The 16,436-nt window shown below is 35.2% G+C and carries 15 protein-coding genes and 1 other RNA gene; 10 read left to right on the top strand and 6 right to left on the bottom strand.

Going from position 1 to position 16,436, the window contains the following annotated elements:
* Positions 1 to 303 precede the first annotated feature (303 nt).
* Both AC21OH_RS06055 and AC21OH_RS06050 read left to right on the top strand, forming a co-directional pair.
* The gene (locus tag AC21OH_RS06055; RefSeq protein ID WP_487371591.1) at positions 304 to 927 is read left to right on the top strand and encodes a glutathione S-transferase family protein; all 624 of its coding nucleotides are present in this window, start codon (positions 304 to 306) and stop codon (positions 925 to 927) included.
* Between the two features lie 30 nt (positions 928 to 957).
* Positions 958 to 1,782: an META domain-containing protein gene (locus AC21OH_RS06050; RefSeq protein WP_487371590.1), complete on the top strand. Its 825-nt coding sequence runs from the start codon at positions 958 to 960 to the stop codon at positions 1,780 to 1,782.
* 182 nt (positions 1,783 to 1,964) lie between these two features.
* Here the strand turns inward: AC21OH_RS06050 and ruvC are convergent, their stop codons facing one another.
* A complete protein-coding gene (ruvC, locus tag AC21OH_RS06045) occupies positions 1,965 to 2,549 on the bottom strand; it encodes a crossover junction endodeoxyribonuclease RuvC (RefSeq protein ID WP_486536823.1) in 585 nt (194 codons plus the stop codon).
* A gap of 192 nt (positions 2,550 to 2,741) precedes the next feature.
* Here ruvC and AC21OH_RS06040 point away from each other — a divergent pair, with 192 nt between their 5' ends.
* Positions 2,742 to 3,371: an FxsA family protein gene (locus AC21OH_RS06040; protein WP_487371603.1), complete on the top strand. Its 630-nt coding sequence runs from the start codon at positions 2,742 to 2,744 to the stop codon at positions 3,369 to 3,371.
* Positions 3,372 to 3,503: 132 nt separating this feature from the next.
* Here AC21OH_RS06040 and ssrS read toward each other — a convergent pair.
* Positions 3,504 to 3,695: non-coding RNA, 6S RNA (gene ssrS, locus AC21OH_RS06035), on the bottom strand.
* A 557-nt stretch (positions 3,696 to 4,252) separates the two neighbouring features.
* Here ssrS and gpmI point away from each other — a divergent pair.
* Complete coding sequence (gene gpmI, locus AC21OH_RS06030) at positions 4,253 to 5,845, top strand: 2,3-bisphosphoglycerate-independent phosphoglycerate mutase (protein ID WP_486536825.1); 1,593 nt, start codon at positions 4,253 to 4,255, stop codon at positions 5,843 to 5,845.
* 289 nt (positions 5,846 to 6,134) lie between these two features.
* A complete protein-coding gene (locus tag AC21OH_RS06025; protein WP_487371604.1) occupies positions 6,135 to 7,616 on the top strand; it encodes a S41 family peptidase in 1,482 nt (493 codons plus the stop codon).
* Between the two features lie 151 nt (positions 7,617 to 7,767).
* On the opposite strand, the gene AC21OH_RS06020 is transcribed toward AC21OH_RS06025, so the two are convergent.
* Positions 7,768 to 8,403 carry a response regulator gene (locus tag AC21OH_RS06020; protein ID WP_487371605.1) on the bottom strand — a complete coding sequence of 212 codons (636 nt, stop codon included), beginning with the start codon at positions 8,401 to 8,403 and terminating at the stop codon, positions 7,768 to 7,770.
* 521 nt (positions 8,404 to 8,924) lie between these two features.
* Here AC21OH_RS06020 and AC21OH_RS06015 point away from each other — a divergent pair.
* A complete protein-coding gene (locus AC21OH_RS06015) occupies positions 8,925 to 9,959 on the top strand; it encodes a serine hydrolase (protein ID WP_491140365.1) in 1,035 nt (344 codons plus the stop codon).
* Between the two features lie 110 nt (positions 9,960 to 10,069).
* On the opposite strand, the gene AC21OH_RS06010 is transcribed toward AC21OH_RS06015, so the two are convergent.
* Positions 10,070 to 10,399 carry a TraR/DksA family transcriptional regulator gene (locus AC21OH_RS06010; RefSeq protein WP_487371244.1) on the bottom strand — a complete coding sequence of 110 codons (330 nt, stop codon included), beginning with the start codon at positions 10,397 to 10,399 and terminating at the stop codon, positions 10,070 to 10,072.
* 268 nt (positions 10,400 to 10,667) lie between these two features.
* On the opposite strand from AC21OH_RS06010, the gene AC21OH_RS06005 reads away from it, so the two are divergent.
* The 3 genes from AC21OH_RS06005 (at position 10,668) to ruvA (ending at position 13,609) form a co-directional block, all read left to right on the top strand.
* Positions 10,668 to 11,873 (top strand): phosphoglycerate kinase, encoded by a 1,206-nt coding sequence (locus AC21OH_RS06005; RefSeq protein WP_487371243.1) that lies wholly within the window; start codon positions 10,668 to 10,670, stop codon positions 11,871 to 11,873.
* A 284-nt stretch (positions 11,874 to 12,157) separates the two neighbouring features.
* Positions 12,158 to 12,532, top strand: coding sequence for a hypothetical protein (locus AC21OH_RS06000; protein WP_487371242.1), 375 nt, complete (start codon positions 12,158 to 12,160; stop codon positions 12,530 to 12,532).
* A gap of 444 nt (positions 12,533 to 12,976) precedes the next feature.
* Positions 12,977 to 13,609: a Holliday junction branch migration protein RuvA gene (gene ruvA / locus AC21OH_RS05995; RefSeq protein ID WP_487371241.1), complete on the top strand. Its 633-nt coding sequence runs from the start codon at positions 12,977 to 12,979 to the stop codon at positions 13,607 to 13,609.
* A gap of 106 nt (positions 13,610 to 13,715) precedes the next feature.
* On the opposite strand, the gene AC21OH_RS05990 is transcribed toward ruvA, so the two are convergent.
* Positions 13,716 to 14,909, bottom strand: a complete 1,194-nt coding sequence (locus tag AC21OH_RS05990) for an aspartate aminotransferase family protein (RefSeq protein WP_487371240.1) — start codon at positions 14,907 to 14,909, stop codon at positions 13,716 to 13,718.
* Between the two features lie 173 nt (positions 14,910 to 15,082).
* The gene (locus AC21OH_RS05985) at positions 15,083 to 15,274 is read right to left on the bottom strand and encodes a DNA gyrase inhibitor YacG (protein ID WP_487371246.1); all 192 of its coding nucleotides are present in this window, start codon (positions 15,272 to 15,274) and stop codon (positions 15,083 to 15,085) included.
* Positions 15,275 to 15,703: 429 nt separating this feature from the next.
* On the opposite strand from AC21OH_RS05985, the gene AC21OH_RS05980 reads away from it, so the two are divergent.
* Complete coding sequence (locus AC21OH_RS05980; RefSeq protein WP_487371239.1) at positions 15,704 to 16,396, top strand: class I SAM-dependent methyltransferase; 693 nt, start codon at positions 15,704 to 15,706, stop codon at positions 16,394 to 16,396.
* Positions 16,397 to 16,436: the final 40 nt, after the last annotated feature.

Raw genomic sequence — 16,436 nt, 5'->3', positions numbered from 1 at the left:
GAAAATCATCTTTTAATTATTTATAGCAACAGATTCATTTGGTAGTTTAAAAATTTTTAAATCATCGATTTAAATCATTTTAAATAAGTAAAGCTCTCACAATACAAATTGTGGGAGCTTTTTATTGAAATCCTGTTTTTCTTATAACTTTTTAAACATATTATTAGTTAACTAACCTAATAAATAATTTAATCGCTATATTAAATGGTTTGATATGATAAATTATTAGATAAGTTTAGCGGTTTGAATAACAGATATTACTCGACAGTTAATTGAAATAGCCTTTATATTATGGAGTCTGAGATGAAAAAACTATATTTAGAACGTAAAGCACCCAACCCTCGTAAAGTAGTGGTTTTGATGCAAGCTAAAGGTATTGATATCGATAATATTGATGACTTAGAAGTTATTGACATTGATATGGCTACTGGTGAAAATCTAACCGAAGAGTTTGCTAATATCAATCCCCTAAAGTTACTTCCAGTATTGGTACTAGGTGATGGTACTATTATTAATGATTCTCAAGCTGTATGTGAATATATGGACAGAGTGTACGGCGAGCATTCTTATATGGGTAATGATGTCGTTCAAAGAGCGCAAGTGTGCGCACTACGCCGCACCGCAGAATTTGAGGTTTTATATAATTTTATGTTGGCGTTTCAGCACAGTCACCCATCTAAGGCCAATCGCGTTAATCAAGTACCTGAATTTGCGCCTAAATCTATAGAAAGAGCACTTAAAGCATTACCATATTTTGAAAATATTCTAAAAGATAACGAGTTTTTAATAGGCGGGCAACTCAGTTATGCGGACATCGTTCTCTATATCGCTTTAGATTTCGGACGACTGCTAAAAGTAGATCCAACTGCCCATGGCAAAGGATTGGCGGTATTTTATAACCGAATGAATGATCAATTTGGGTTTTAAGTTATTGAATATTTCAATTAGGGTTAAGGGATGAAATTTAGTATTTATACCATGATAGTTACGGCAAGTTTAACAGGGCTGTTAGGCTGTCAAAATCAACAACATAGTGCACATAGCGCGGATATGGATAACTCTAATAATAGTCAAAAAGCCGAAACTAAGAAAAATATAACCTACCCTGACTTAAACAGTTATAACTGGCAATTAGTAAGCGCCAATTATAATGACAATTATGCTATTAATACTCTTAATGAAATTGCATATAAAGTAACCCTTGATTTTAATGATGAGAATGACAAAAATTGGTTTGGATCTAGCGTAGGGTGTAATCAGATAAGTGGACGCTACACATTAAATCAAAATACCCTAAATATAGATCAAGTCATGAGTACTGAGATGTACTGCGAGGGCTTAAGTGAGGCTGAACAATTACTTATAGATATAATGAAAGGCAGCAGTCAGTTGATTTATAAAACGGGAGATAATCCGATACTCAATCAAATAACCGAGAACGGCTATAGTATAATTTGGCGGGGTAGTGAAACGCCCGAAGCTAAGTATTCGCAAGTTGCCGACATTGTATTTTGGAAAATAGATAATAGTGAATTACCTTGTCCCAATGTTTTAACGAAAACCTGTTTAAAAATAAAACCAATATATTATGATCGAGGTATCAAAACGGGTGAGGGCGATTGGGATATATTTGTCGGAGAGATTGAAGGATATACACATGATAAAACTTTAGAGCAAGTTGTACGGTTGAAACGGTTTAGTGCCGATCCTGTAGATGTAAAAGGTAAGCAATTTGTTTATGTATTAGACCAAGTTGTCGAAACTTCAGTTATTGGCGATTAAAAGATATTACAAATTAAAAAATATAGATAATAAAAAAATTTTTAACGTATCAGTTTACACAATCTGTAGCGCTCTAATCATGTTAACGTAATATATATTCATTCGTAAAGATATTAATAACAAACTACCTTTATGTTTAAATAGTATTGCGAAACCAAGAAATATAAATTGATAAAACTAAATTATCTTAACCCATTTAAGTCGTCTTCAGTAAGGCGCCATCGTCCTTTCTTTTTTGAAGTTCCCCGTCCGCGAACCGTACTATTCATTAAAATCTTATTCATGGAATGGCTTGAATGAGCATGACAAATGGCACACGCCAGTCCATCAGCAGCATCTTGCTGGGGAGCGACATCTAATTTTAAAATACGGCACACCATTTCTTGAACTTGATCTTTACTTGCAGCGCCATAGCCGCATACGGATTGTTTGATTTGCCGTGCTGTATATTCAGAAACTTCAAGATCAAGCGCCACTAAAGCGGCGATAGCAGCCCCACGTGCTTGACCAAGTTTCAAAGCGGAATCAGGGTTTTCGGCCATAAATACTTGCTCAACAGCAGCATGAATGGGTTCGTCGGCATATTTTAAATGATATTGAGTTATACGCGTTATACCATTAAAAATACGCTTTAAACGTTCTGGCATTTCTTTTGTTTCGGTTCGGATTGTACCCGCGTCTAGATATCGAAGCGTATCACCTTTTTGATGAATGATTCCGTAACCCGTCATTCTTGAACCTGGGTCTATACCAATTATAATTGCCATAAATGTGTAACCGTCCAACTTTTAACTTTTAAACCATCATAAAATAAAATAATAAAAAATTTTAAATGAAAAGTATAAAACGTTAATTTATAATTTAAGATTTGATAGTATAGCAAGCCATCCCCATATAAATAACATATATAAGTTTAAATTCGCATTTAGTATATTAAAAGATAATAAGGACGACGTATCATGGGTCAGTTGGTTGGTATTGCCATCGTATGGTTTATAATTGAAATGCTGCTTTGGTATTTAGTAGCTCAGTTTATAAGCGGTTGGTGGGTGTTTATATGGTTTATCGTAGCGGCTGTTATTGGTATAACGCTTATCCGTAAAGGGCTAACTACCTTAAATCCTATGGCTCAACAAATGAAAACCGGTGGCATGATGAATCCATCTATGCGACCACCTGAAAATAAAATGATTAAAACAGTTGCTATGGCTGTAGGTGGTTTATTACTACTCATTCCTGGCTTGTTATCAGACTTGCTTGCACTATTGGTAGTGCTTCCTCCAGTACAAAAAAAGCTTAAAGAAATGGCGAACAATTATGTATTGAACAATCAAGATAAAATGATGGAAATGATGGCTAAGCAAATGGGTGGTCAGATAGGTGGACCAAATCCATTTGGGGGTATGGGTAATAGCCCATTTGGTGGTCAAAATCCTTTTGGTAATCAAAATCCATTTGATACAAAAAAAGGCGCACAAAATCAAAATCCTTTCGGTGATGTGTTTAAACAAAACACCACAGTTGACGGATCTGCGAAGACCGTTGTGAAAGATGTGAAGAAGCTTAAAAAGCCTGCAAATGATGAGTAAGTCTATTAATTTGAGTTAAGTAGTACTATATATTAGCCAATGAAGCCAATTGTCTAATGAGTAAAAAATTAAAAAAATAATTAGAACAATAAAAAACCCCATTTGCTTAAATTGCAAATGGGGTTTATGTTTAGAACCGAAGTGCCGCTGTAAGATGGGGACCCATGAACCGTGAAGTTCAGGGCGGATGCGTCATTGCTTCTTAAGGTTTCCTGAAACACTGCAAGCAGCGCAGGCATACTCAGTAAAGCAATAGGTACCACATCCATTTAGTGCGTTATCGGCTCAGGGAATATCATCTACTGGCGAACACTTCAGAATATAAACATTTTATCTAAAATAGGTTTCTTATGCAAATTACATATTTAAAAGTTTGTAACTGAATAAAAATTACTAACTACTTCTATATTAAGGATTAACGCAATACTACTATATTAAAGTTTATTCAGTACTATTGCGCAAAAACCCCATCATACATTCTAGAACCAATCTTTTAATAGTCTAATACTAATGCGTTACTAAATTCGATGCGTATCTCAATCTTATAGCCACATATTAAACTTAATACATAAATAAGAATACAATTTAAAATCTAAATCACTTCAAGTGCTTATGTGCTAAATTCAAGTGTTTTTCGCTCTAAATTATAGATACAGAGCTTAATATGTTAAAATTGTGCTACGTTTATTTAATTAAGTTAAACCTTTGAGGCGAAATTAAACCTTAGTGTGTTTTATTTTTTTAAATTCCTTAAATTTCTTAAATACCTAATATACGTTTATACGTTTTTATAATGACCCTTCATAATAGATACTTATAAATACGATAGCCACTTTGAAGCAAATTATATAGATTAAGTAATAAAATTGGAGAACGAATAAATGGCAGCTGCGAATCCTAGTAAAAAAACCCCTCACGTACTTATGATATTAGATGGATTTGGTTACCGCGAGGAAGAGCGTGATAATGCGGTTGCTGCTGCTAATACACCCAACCTTGATCGAATATATCAACAGTATCCGCATGGGCTCATCTCGGGTTCGGGCGAAGATGTAGGACTGCCTGATGGACAGTTTGGTAACTCTGAAGTGGGTCATATGAACCTTGGTGCTGGTCGTGTTTTATTCCAAGATTCTACACGTATATCTCGAGACATTATTAATAGAGACTTTTATAAGAACGAGAGTATTGTTGAAGGATTAAGAGCAGCACTGGATGCTGGCGGCAATATTCATATTATTGGTCTTTTATCAGATGGAGGCGTTCATGCGCATCAAGATCATATTGAAGCGATGTGTCATGCTGCTGTGGTTTACGGTGCAAAGCATGTCTATGTACATTGCTTTTTAGATGGACGTGATACCCCTCCAAAATCAGCTGACAAATATATAAAACGTCTAAAAGACTATTTAAACAATCTTAATTCATATTATGAAAGCGATGTACAAATTGTTAGTATTGTCGGTCGTTATTTCGCTATGGATAGAGATAACCGCTGGGACCGCGTCGAAAAAGCATATAACTTGATGACACTTGGTGAGGCTGAGCGTATGGCAACCCGAGCTGATGGTGCGGTGCAAGCAGCCTATAAGTCACGTGAAACAGATGAATTTGTCAGCCCTACAAATGTTATAGAACACGGAGAGACACCCATTACTATTAATGATCATGATGCTGTATTCTTCATGAACTTTAGAGCAGATAGAGCGCGTGAAATTAGTCAAGCTTTCATATTACCAGATCATGAGTTCTCAGGTTTTGCACGAAAAAAACAACCGCTACTTTCAGCTTTTGTCATGATGACACATTATTCAGATGAGCTTGCAGCCAATCCTAAAACTTCAGTCGCCTATAAGCCGACACAACTTCAAAATACGTTAGGTGAATACTTACAAAATCAGAATAAAACCCAATTACGAATTGCAGAAACAGAAAAATTTGCGCATGTCACATTCTTTTTTAGTGGCGGAAAAGAGGATGAGTATGAAGGTGAATCACGTATATTAATACCCTCACCAGATGTAGAAACTTACGATTTAAAGCCCGAAATGAGCGCGCCTGAAGTTACTAAAAACTTAGTTAAAGCCATACATTCGGGTAAGTACGATGTACTTATCGTAAACTATGCTAATGGTGATATGGTTGGACACACGGGTGATTTCGAAGCTGCTATTCAAGCCGTTGAAGCTTTAGATGTTGCCATTGGTGAAGTCGCTACTGCGGTAATTGAAGAAAAAGGGCACATGCTTATTACAGCAGATCATGGTAACTGTGAACAAATGCAAGACTACGACAGCGGACAGGTGCATACACAGCATACGACAGAACATGTGCCTTTAATTTACATAGGTAATAATGAAGTAACGGTTCGTGAGGGCGGTAAATTAAGCGATGTTGCGCCTACTATTTTGGAGTTGATGGGTCTTGATGTTCCAGAAGAGATGACTGGTAAAAATTTATTGATTTCAGAATAATATTATAGATATAAATGCTATAGATTTATCTACTTTAGCGACATCTACTTTATAAATAGTAACTAAGTTAAAGTGTGCTCAATGTAAATATCATAAATTAAGCCTATGAATAGGACTTCGGATGATCCATAAATCGATATCAAAGAAACATTTGAATCACCCTACGTGCAGTGGTTGTGATAACGGGAGTAATACCGATAAGAATCATTTACCTTTTATGAATGCTACACTTTTATATACTATGAAGTCTTTTAAGACGACACTTTTATTCACTCTTTTAATATTTAGTATGTCGAGTGCTTCAAATGCGGCACAAACTCATAACCCTAATTTAACGTCTGTCACTCAGGACGACCTAAACAGTAACTTCGAAACTCCCTTTAATGACTTAAAACCGTCCTCTTTACCACAGGATTGTATTGAAGATTGTGATGCAATCGATATTGTGGCGAATAAAGACGCTATTAAAGAGATATCAAATGATGCATTTATTGGTTCAGATGATGGGTTTTCAGAACATAGCACACCTAATGATGATTTTTTAGAAGATGGTTTTTCGCAACAGGATATCATTAATGGCTATCAATTAGACCATATAGACCAAGACGATGGCTATGTAACTGGGGTAACTGATGCAATTCATGATCATGACTTAATGCAAATTCCATTGAACTCTATCTCTCCACAAACTATTGAAACGTTTGTAGAAGTTATAGATGTGGTTCGTAGAGATTTTCTAAAACCTATCAATGATGAAGCGCTTTTTACGCATGCGATTATTGGAATGCTTGAGCAGCTAGATAGTCATGCCAGTTACCTAACTCCTGAAAATTATGAAAATTTAAGAAACTTTACCGATGGTGAGATAGGTCAAGTAGGGCTTACAGTCCAGCAGGACGATCAATCAAAAAGCTGGATAGTTGAGCGAGTTACAGCCCATTCGTCAGCAAATGACATGGGAATTAAATCTGGCGATAGATTGATTAAGATTAAGGACGCTGAGCTGCTTCCAGATTTACAACAGCAAGATATCGATCAATTACTATCGGGTATCGCTGGATCACAAGTGCAGGTAACCATAGTAGATCAGGTAGGTCGTCAAAAGGATTTAATATTACAACGTAATATATCTGCTAATACTCAACTTGAAGTGAACGTATATGACAGTATTGCCATGATACGCCTACCCGTATTCCAAAACAGTTCTAAAGATCAGATTATTGATGCGCTCAAACAATCTGGTGAGCCCATTACTGGGGTTGTTATTGATTTGAGAAATAATCCTGGCGGCGTGTTGTCTACTGCTTTAGATATTGCCAGTTTATTTGTTAAAAACGATGATCTTATTCAAGTGAGTAGTCGTACTAACAATAACCAAACTTTACGATCAATGGGTACGCCATATTTATCGGATTTACCTGTAGTGGTTATCCAAAACAAATTCACAGCATCCGCAGCTGAAGTGCTCTCTAGTAGTCTTAAATCAAACGACCGAGCGATAATAGTTGGAGAAAGAAGCTTTGGTAAAGGTACGGTTCAAGAGGTTGTGCCTTTAAAATTAGGCGGCGGTTTAAAATTAACCGTAGCAGAATACCGAAGCTCTCAGGGTGAGATTATAGATGGTGTTGGTATAGAGCCTGATATTTATTATTCACATGATGGCTCAAACTGGCAAAGTAAGGCGATCTCTATACTTTTATCAAAAGATAGAAATGTGGGTATTAAGTTTGATAATGAATTCAATGGTATTTCGGTCGTTGATGACTATTGATCCAGATTGTTCTTTTATAACTAGATTTATAACTACATTTATATATAAAGTTATAAAGATGGTCATAGGGTCTAAAAGCAATTAAGGCTAGGCGTTACTACTTTTATGAATTACTTAAAGTTTATAGGCTATCAATATAAAGCTATTAAGGCTATGGAGCTATCAATCCGTGTCGCATGGCTAAATGGGTTAACTTCACATCACTATCGACACCAACTTTTTCAAATATGCGATATCTATACGTATTAACTGTTTTAACACTGACGAACAATTGGTCGGCAATTTGCTGAGGACTTTGGCAATTGACTACCATCATAGCAACTTGTTTTTCACGTTCGCTTAATCTATCAAAAGGTGATTCTTCACTATCCGTTAGTAGCATATCCGCTAATTGTTCAGCAACATCACTACTAAAGTATTTACTCCCCTTATAAATCTTTTTAATGGCTCTAATCATTTCATCAAGTGGTGTGCCTTTGGTTATGTAACCGTTCACGCCAGCTTTTAATAACATAGAAGGATAGGGCTGTGTTGAGACACTACTAACTGCCAATATTTTAACATTATTATCAAACTGTCTAAGCCTTTTAGTTGTTTCGACACCGCCTATATTGGGCATATTTACATCAAGCAATACCACATCAGGAGACATAAATTTGACCATCTGAATAGCGCTTTCTCCACTGTCAGCTTCGCCAATAACCTCTATAGAATTGTCATCAGCAAGCATCCGACTAATACCCATTCTTACTAAATCATGATCATCAACCACTAAAACTTTTATCATGTAAATCTATCCTAAGTGATTTAAACTGTTTTTAACTGATTTTAAATTTCTATAAATAAATGTTGCTACATCGTAAATACTTTGTTTTAAATTGACAAAACAACTTAAGGAGGTGCTAAACCATTCATTTATTTCTTAACCTGAAATATAAATGGTGATATCATAAATATAACAAACTATATCATAGTAAATATTTTAATTTTAAACACTTGTGAATCAAATTAGTGTTTGATTGTTTTTAGAATGTTTTGATAATGACATATCTGTTTTTAATTAATAACTTCATCAAATTAATATAACTATAAGATTATAATTCGATTATTATACTGTATTAAAACTTGTACAATCTTATTATGTTTTTTTTATTAAATGCATTAAAGATATTGTTGTAATAATCTAGATAGTCATAAAGATTTAGATAGTCGTAAACTTTAGGTTTATTCTTTATCTGTTTTTTTAAATTAATATCTATACTTTTATTGTTTTTAATTATAACTACCTTTTGACCAAATGGGATGATTATGAAAATCACTAAGCCTTTAAAGAAATCACATATTTTCGTCTGCATCGCGTTAGGTCTTGGGACCGCTAGTACTGCTTCTACCGCAGCTCTTACTATTTCTGAGCCTGGTACCGCTAAAATTAGTTGGGGCAATGCAGGTGGCTTGTCAGAGGCGCGAAACATTATGTATTCGAACACTAATAGTGGTGTCAGAAGAATAGATAATGGTAGTTTAAACTTTAATACCCCTTCTAATAATTCATACGGTTCAAATTTCAATTATTCAGACAGTCTTCCTATCTCCACAGGTTCGCGCGGCGTTATTGTAATGGATGTAGAAACTGGATTACCTTTGTATGAAAAAAATGCTAATATTGCGCGTCCTATTGCATCCATTACTAAGCTTATGACGGCTATGGTAGTGCTTGATGCAGGTCAAGATATGAGAGAAGAAATCAAACTTGATCCTATTGACTTTGTAGGTCCAAAGCGTGCCAGTTCTCGTTTAAAAGCGGGTGACCGTATGAACCGTGCAGAGTTATTATTAATGACTTTAATGAAGTCTGAAAATCCTGCTGCTAAAACTTTAGCGAGGCATTATCCTGGTGGTTATGATGCCTTTATGCGCGCTATGAATGCTAAAGCTCGTTCACTAGGTATGAACAGTGCTTTCTTTGGTGATCCTACAGGTTTAGATAAACGTAACGTAGCTTCCCCTGCCGATTTGGTAAAAATGGTTACAGCTGCGGGTCAATACGAAGTTATTCGCCGTTTCTCAACAACTAAAAATTATAATTTCTTTGTTGCTAATTACTCAGCTGGCAATCGCAGCTATCCTGCTCGCAATACAAGTTATTTGGTTCGGGATGGTAATTATCCTATAGGTATATCCAAAACTGGATTTATTAATGAAGCGGGTAAATGCGTTGTTATGGAAACGCGTGTGAATAATCGTCCTGCTATTATCGTCTTATTAGGTGCTAAGAATTCATCTACTCGTTGGAGTGATGCTGAGACTATTTTAGACAATTTAGCCATGCGTCGTACTATTTGATGCATAAATTATTAAAATTATAGATTCATATATAATAAAAAGAGTGCTGAATTTCAGCACTCTTTTTTATTGATATATATTTTTTAATAATCTTTTATAATATTGTATACTTAAGAAGCATGCTCCATACACAATGTCGCATAAGGTACAGCTTCAAGACGTTTTTCTTCTATATCATCACCGCAGACAGTACATTCACCATATGTACCATTTTCCATTCTACTTAAAGCATTTTTCACATCAATTATACCTTGCTCCGCTTCAGCAAGTAAGCTTTTGCGCATGTCATTTTCTCGAATTGATATGGCTTGATCATCCCAATGTTCATTCAGTTCATCTTGCGGATTATGAATATGATCCTCGATCTTATCAATACGATCTTGATATTCTTTTTCAAGCTTAAGTAACTGTTGTTTAAATTTGTCATAATCGATACTCATTTAAAATTTCCTTAGATTAGTAACTTGTTAAATATGAATTAATTATTGGTATTGTTGTTAATAAAATATTTAATACTGTCGCATAAGAATACCATTCAATAGCATATTTATCCTTTACAGAACGTAATTGGCTAACCTTTGAGATAATATACTTTTGATAGGAAAAACTCTTTATCCTTTTATATTGCTACCTATAAATATGTTAAAATCTTTAAAATAAATAAGCCCAAACCATTCACTTAACATAACAATACATGTAGGCGAGAATATGACTTTTAACCGTATGGAAAATCAAGATTTAGAAGGTAAAACTGTTTTAATTCGTGAAGATCTTAACGTACCTTTAAGGGACGGCATCATTTCAAATGATGCCAGATTACTATCGAGTTTACCCACTATAAATCTAGCCCTTCAAAAAGGTGCAGCGGTTATCGTATGTTCACATTTAGGCCGTCCAACAGAAGATGTTTACGAAGACAAATTTTCGTTAAAACCGGTTGCAGAATACCTATCTGATAAATTAGACCAACCTGTTACCTTAGTTAAGGATTATTTAGATCAAGGGGTCCACATTCAACCTGGAGAAGTCAAATTACTTGAAAATGTTCGTTTTAATGCGGGTGAAAAAAGTAATAACAAGGCTTTGTCTAAACTATACGCCAGTCTATGTGATGTGTTCGTAATGGATGCATTTGGTACTGCACATAGAGCACAAGCGTCGACAGAAGGGGTCATTCAACAAGCTGCCAAAGCTAATAAAGTCGTTTGTGCTGGGCCTCTTTTGGCTACTGAATTGGATGCCTTGCAAAAAGCCCTTAATGAACCTGAAAAACCTTTAGTAGCTATTGTCGGTGGTTCAAAAGTATCAACTAAATTAGATGTATTAAAAAGTTTGGCTGAAATATGTGATCAAATAATTGTCGGCGGTGGTATTGCTAATACCTTTATTGCTGCTGAAGGTCACTCTGTTGGCGCCTCCTTATATGAAGCTGATATGATCGAAACCGCTCAAAATATTATGGATCAAACTGAAATTTTATTACCGAAGAAAGTAGTAGTTGCCAATAAGAATGAGATTAATTTTGATGATTTTATAGGGTCTTTAAAATCTGCAACGCCGCTTAACCGTGATATTTCGGAAGTAAATGACGATGAAATGATCTTAGATATCTCTTCTGATTGTGCAAATCATATCTTTAAAGTAATCGAAAAAGCTAAAACTATATTATGGAATGGACCTGTCGGCGTATTTGAAGTAGACGCATTTGCAGAAGGTACTCGATTATTATCTGAAGCAGTTAAAAACAGTAATGGTTTTTCAATTGCTGGCGGTGGAGATACCTTATCCGCGATATATAAGTTCGGTGTGGAGGATGATGTAAGTTATATGTCTACTGGGGGCGGCGCATTTTTAGAATTCGTTGAAGGTAAAACACTACCAGCTGTGGCTGCTTTAAAAAGCAATAGTCTCTAGAATTATTTTATTAGTGTAAGTATTTGTCTAAATTAAACAAAATCTAATGATTCTTGAATAAGTTATACTGCTATGAGTGAACCAGATTGTTTAAATGATAAAGCAGACTCATAAATGCAGATTAATACACATTTAAATATTTTATCAGAAGCTAATTTTGATTTATTCAGATTTATTCAATTAATCACTAACTTTTTGATTACGAATTGGTACTTGTAAAATTTATATATTAAACTTAGAATGCAATCGAATGTTTAAATGAATTTATTATCAAAGGATTAATTATGTCAATACGCAACCTATTTCTTGTTAGCATGGTAGCTGGTACGTTTGCTCTTACTGCTTGTAGCCAGCAAACTGATGAAGCTGCTGATAAAGATAATCATGAAGCCGCTGCTGAAAGTGCAGGCGACGATATTGCTAATGCTGCTAATAAGACTGCAAGTGCCGCAGAAGGTGCTGTTGCTGAAGCGGGTGATGCCGCTCAAACAGCTGGCTCCGTAGCAACTGGCGCGGCCATCAACGCTGGAGAAGCAATAAGCGAAGGTGCTTCAAATGTTGCTGATGGTGTTAGCAACAGTGCTACTGCAGTAGCAGAGTCTGTTGATGGAGCTACACATAATGAAGTTGAAGTAGTGGATGAGAACCAACAGTACTAATCATAACTATGTTTAGTTTTTAACTATTGGTCGATTATACTTTATAATAAAAAGGGTCCTGAAATTTTAGGATCCTTTTTTTATTTATATTGATTTTTAGTGTTTAATAAATCTTGATATCGTTCATTTTTATATAAAGGTTTCGAATAATTTAATACTTAACTAAATATTTAGTTATATAAAAATCATTCGGACTAACACGATTTTATATAAAGTTATGTCAATATAGAGTCAAGTCTATTTAGAGCTAGGTTTATACATGATGGTATTATTAAGCAGTTTAGAGATATAGTCAGTCTAGAAATATAGGCAGCATAGAAATATATGCAGCATAGAAATATTGACAATCACAATAAGAATAAAATTCTCTAAAACTTAGGATTATGTTAACTTCGTCATAACCATTTAAACTTAGCTTATAATAAATACGGAATAAACTTTTAAATGATTGGATTAATTGAAGGAAAAATTTGTCAACTCGCTGCCCCTCAAGTATGTCTTATGACCGCATCAGGAGTTGGCTATGAAATAGAGTTACCATTACCTGACTTTTGTCATTTACAGTTAGATGCTGATGTCGCACTATGGACGCATCTACACGTTCGCGAAGATGCACAGTTGCTATATGGTTTTATAAAAATGGCAGAGCGGGATGTGTTCAGGCAATTAATACGCATCAATGGCGTTGGCGCTAAAATGGCTTTAGCAATGATGTCTACCATGACTGCTAGCGAGCTTAAATATAATGTTGAATCTGACAACGAAAGCGCACTGGTTAAAGTTCCTGGGATAGGTAAGAAAACTGCCCAAAGGCTATTGATTGAGCTTAAAGGTAAATTTGATAATATAGCGAACGATGATGGTTTATTTACAGAAATCGACAAAGTAAATGACGCTAGTATAATTAATGAAGGTATGGTTCTGGCCGAAGTAGAATCCGCATTGATTAGTCTGGGATACCGCGAAAAAGAAGCGCAAGCTGCTATTAAATCCGCTCGCGCTACTGAAGAGGGTCAAAGCATAAATAGTACTCAAAAACTTTTAAAACTTTCCCTGCGTCAATTATCAACCTATTAAATCCAATTTGAAGAGTCTATTTATATTTCCTTGAAATAAATTCGCATTGATAAATTTTGACGTTAATAAATCTTAGCGTTGATATTCTAATAGCGTTTTCATAGACTCATGGATTTATTGTATGTTTAATGACCCTAGTAAGTCTTTCAACAATTTGCTCACTTTCTTCGCGGTTAATATTTAATGGTGGCAGCAGCCTGACGACATGACCGCCAGTAACATTTATTATCAAGTTTTCTGTATCACGAGCGTAGTCTACAACTAGGCTACAGTCTGTTTGGCTTGGTAACACTATGCCCATCATCATACCAGTACCACGGGTAGTCACGCCTAATGATTTTAACTTATTGTATAAGCTTTGCTGAATAAAATCGCCCTCTGTCCTAGCATTGTCCATAACATTTGAATGGCTTAATAGATCGTATACCGTATATACAATACGACTACCAAGAGGCGTGCCGCCATAGGTTGAACCATGGCTACCAGCTTGGAACAAGTCTTTAGCACGTCCTTGCACCATACATGCACCTACAGGAAAACCATTGCCCAGTCCTTTAGCAGTCGTTAATATATCTGGTACCGCTTGACTGTGCTGGAATGCAAAATACTTTCCAGTGCGTCCATTACCGGTTTGGATCTCATCAAGTATGTATAGCCACTCATTTGCATCGCAAATTTGTTGAACTTGATCTAGATAGGCAAACCCATCTTTAGCAGTATTTAGTCCGCCTTCTCCCTGTATAGGCTCTAGTAGTACAGCAGTGATTTCAGAATGATCTTTAGCGGCTTTTCTTAATGCACCGGCGTCCCCAAATGGTACTCGGATAAAACTCGCATCTAACGTAAAAAAACCTTCACGTGCTTTAGGATTGGCTGTCGCTGACACCGTGAGTAATGTACGGCCATGAAACGCTTTATCCATGACAATAACTTTAGGGTTCTTATATCCTTTTTTATAACCATATAAACGGGCCATTTTTAATGCAGCTTCATTGGCTTCTGCACCACTATTGGAAAAAAATACAGAATCCATTCCTGCAGCAGTACATAAGGATTCAGCAGCCTTCTCTTGCCAATCTATCTTAAATAAATTACTGGTATGGACAAGTTCTGACGCTTGCAGTGTGATTGCTTCGGTAACTTTTGGATGGCAATGACCCAACCCGCAAACAGCAATCCCTGTTAAAGCATCTAGATATGCTGTTCCATCTTCAGTATATAACCAGCTACCACTACCTCTTTTAAAGCTGATGGGCTGAGGGGCATAGGTAGGCATAATATATGAATGAGAAGCTGACATTTAAATTCCTAAAGTTATTAAAATTAATGAGAAGTTATTAGCGTATATTAAGGCTTATTAAAGGTTGTTTAAATACTTCAGTACGTTATTAATCTACAAATTGGAATAATCGTTTATTGATTTAACAGAGGATTAGTCAACATATCCTATATTTAATAGTATTCTAAATTTAATTAGTCCAAATCTTGAGAAAAAAGAGAGTCTTCGGCAGGCACACGATAATCCTCATTGGCCCAAGCGCCAAAATCAATCAATTTGCAGCGATCGCTACAAAAAGGTTTATTAGGGTTATTCTGCCATTTCGTCTCTTTATTACATTGTGGACATGGATAGGTTTTGTGATCTGAGTGGATAGATTCGGTAATGTTGTTAGCTTTGTATAGATTGTTCGGTGTATTCATAATAATCATCTTTATTAATAAGAAAGTTCGAATATATTTATTTCAACGAGTCCCTTTAACTACTGTTATTAAATTCGATAGACCCTACATTAACGTAATAATATACTGATTTCATTTAAGATATCGCGCCGCTGTGTTATATAATGATTCAGCTAAATATGAAAATGGTGATAAAAAATTAAATAAATTGTATGCAAACTAGGGGCTGTCTGAATTTTTAAGCCAATTGAATACCATTGTTAAAATGATATTTTAGGAATGATATAGTTCGAATACCAGGGTACGAATTATAAAATCGTCCAATTATCATAGTATGATTTTATAAAAAGACAATTAAGATAATCAGGCGAATAAATAAATTATGCAAGTTATAAAGACGATAAGCGAGTTTAAATGAATACCAATAATATACGCTTATTTAAGCCAGAACAACTTAGACCACCCAGAGATTTTTGTGCCCCTAAGATTATCAAGAAAGTTATTGAAAATAGTGACTATAATAAAAAAACTCCAATAGTATTAGAAATTGGAGCAGGGAAGGGGATGCATGCTATTGAGTTTGCTAAAAATAATACCGAAAAACACATCATCGCCATAGAACGAACTCAGAATAAATATTCTGCATTCGTTAATCAAATCGCAAAATTATCAGCATCCAATGTTAAGCTAAATAATCTAACGCCTGTCCATGCTGACGCCATACCATATTGCGTATATGCTCTTCCGCCACGCTCGATAGATACCATATTTATTCTATATCCTAATCCAGAGCAGAAGAATCCAAATCAGCAATGGCTAAATATGCCTTTTTTTGAATTTTTATTATCTAGATTAAAAACCTATGGTGAAATTATTCTGGCTAGTAATATCGAGCCTTATATTGAAAACGCTTATGACCGCGTTGTTACTATGTGGAAATTACCGGTTCAAAAATTCGAAGTTAGTAAAGACAGTCAACGCACTCATTTTGAAATAAAGTATTTGGCGCGTGGTGAGCAGTGTTGGGAAATTAATATACAAAAGCCAGAAAATTATAAAACCAGATTTGATGAATATTATTCAACTAGTTCTTTCAAAAGTGAATAAATATTAATAATGAATAATAATCGTTAATTTTAACTTTATG

This window comes from Psychrobacter sp. CX10 (assembly GCF_057621575.2).
The sequence above is the reverse complement of the archived record's forward strand: the minus strand, read 5'-3'. Positions and strand labels throughout refer to the sequence as shown.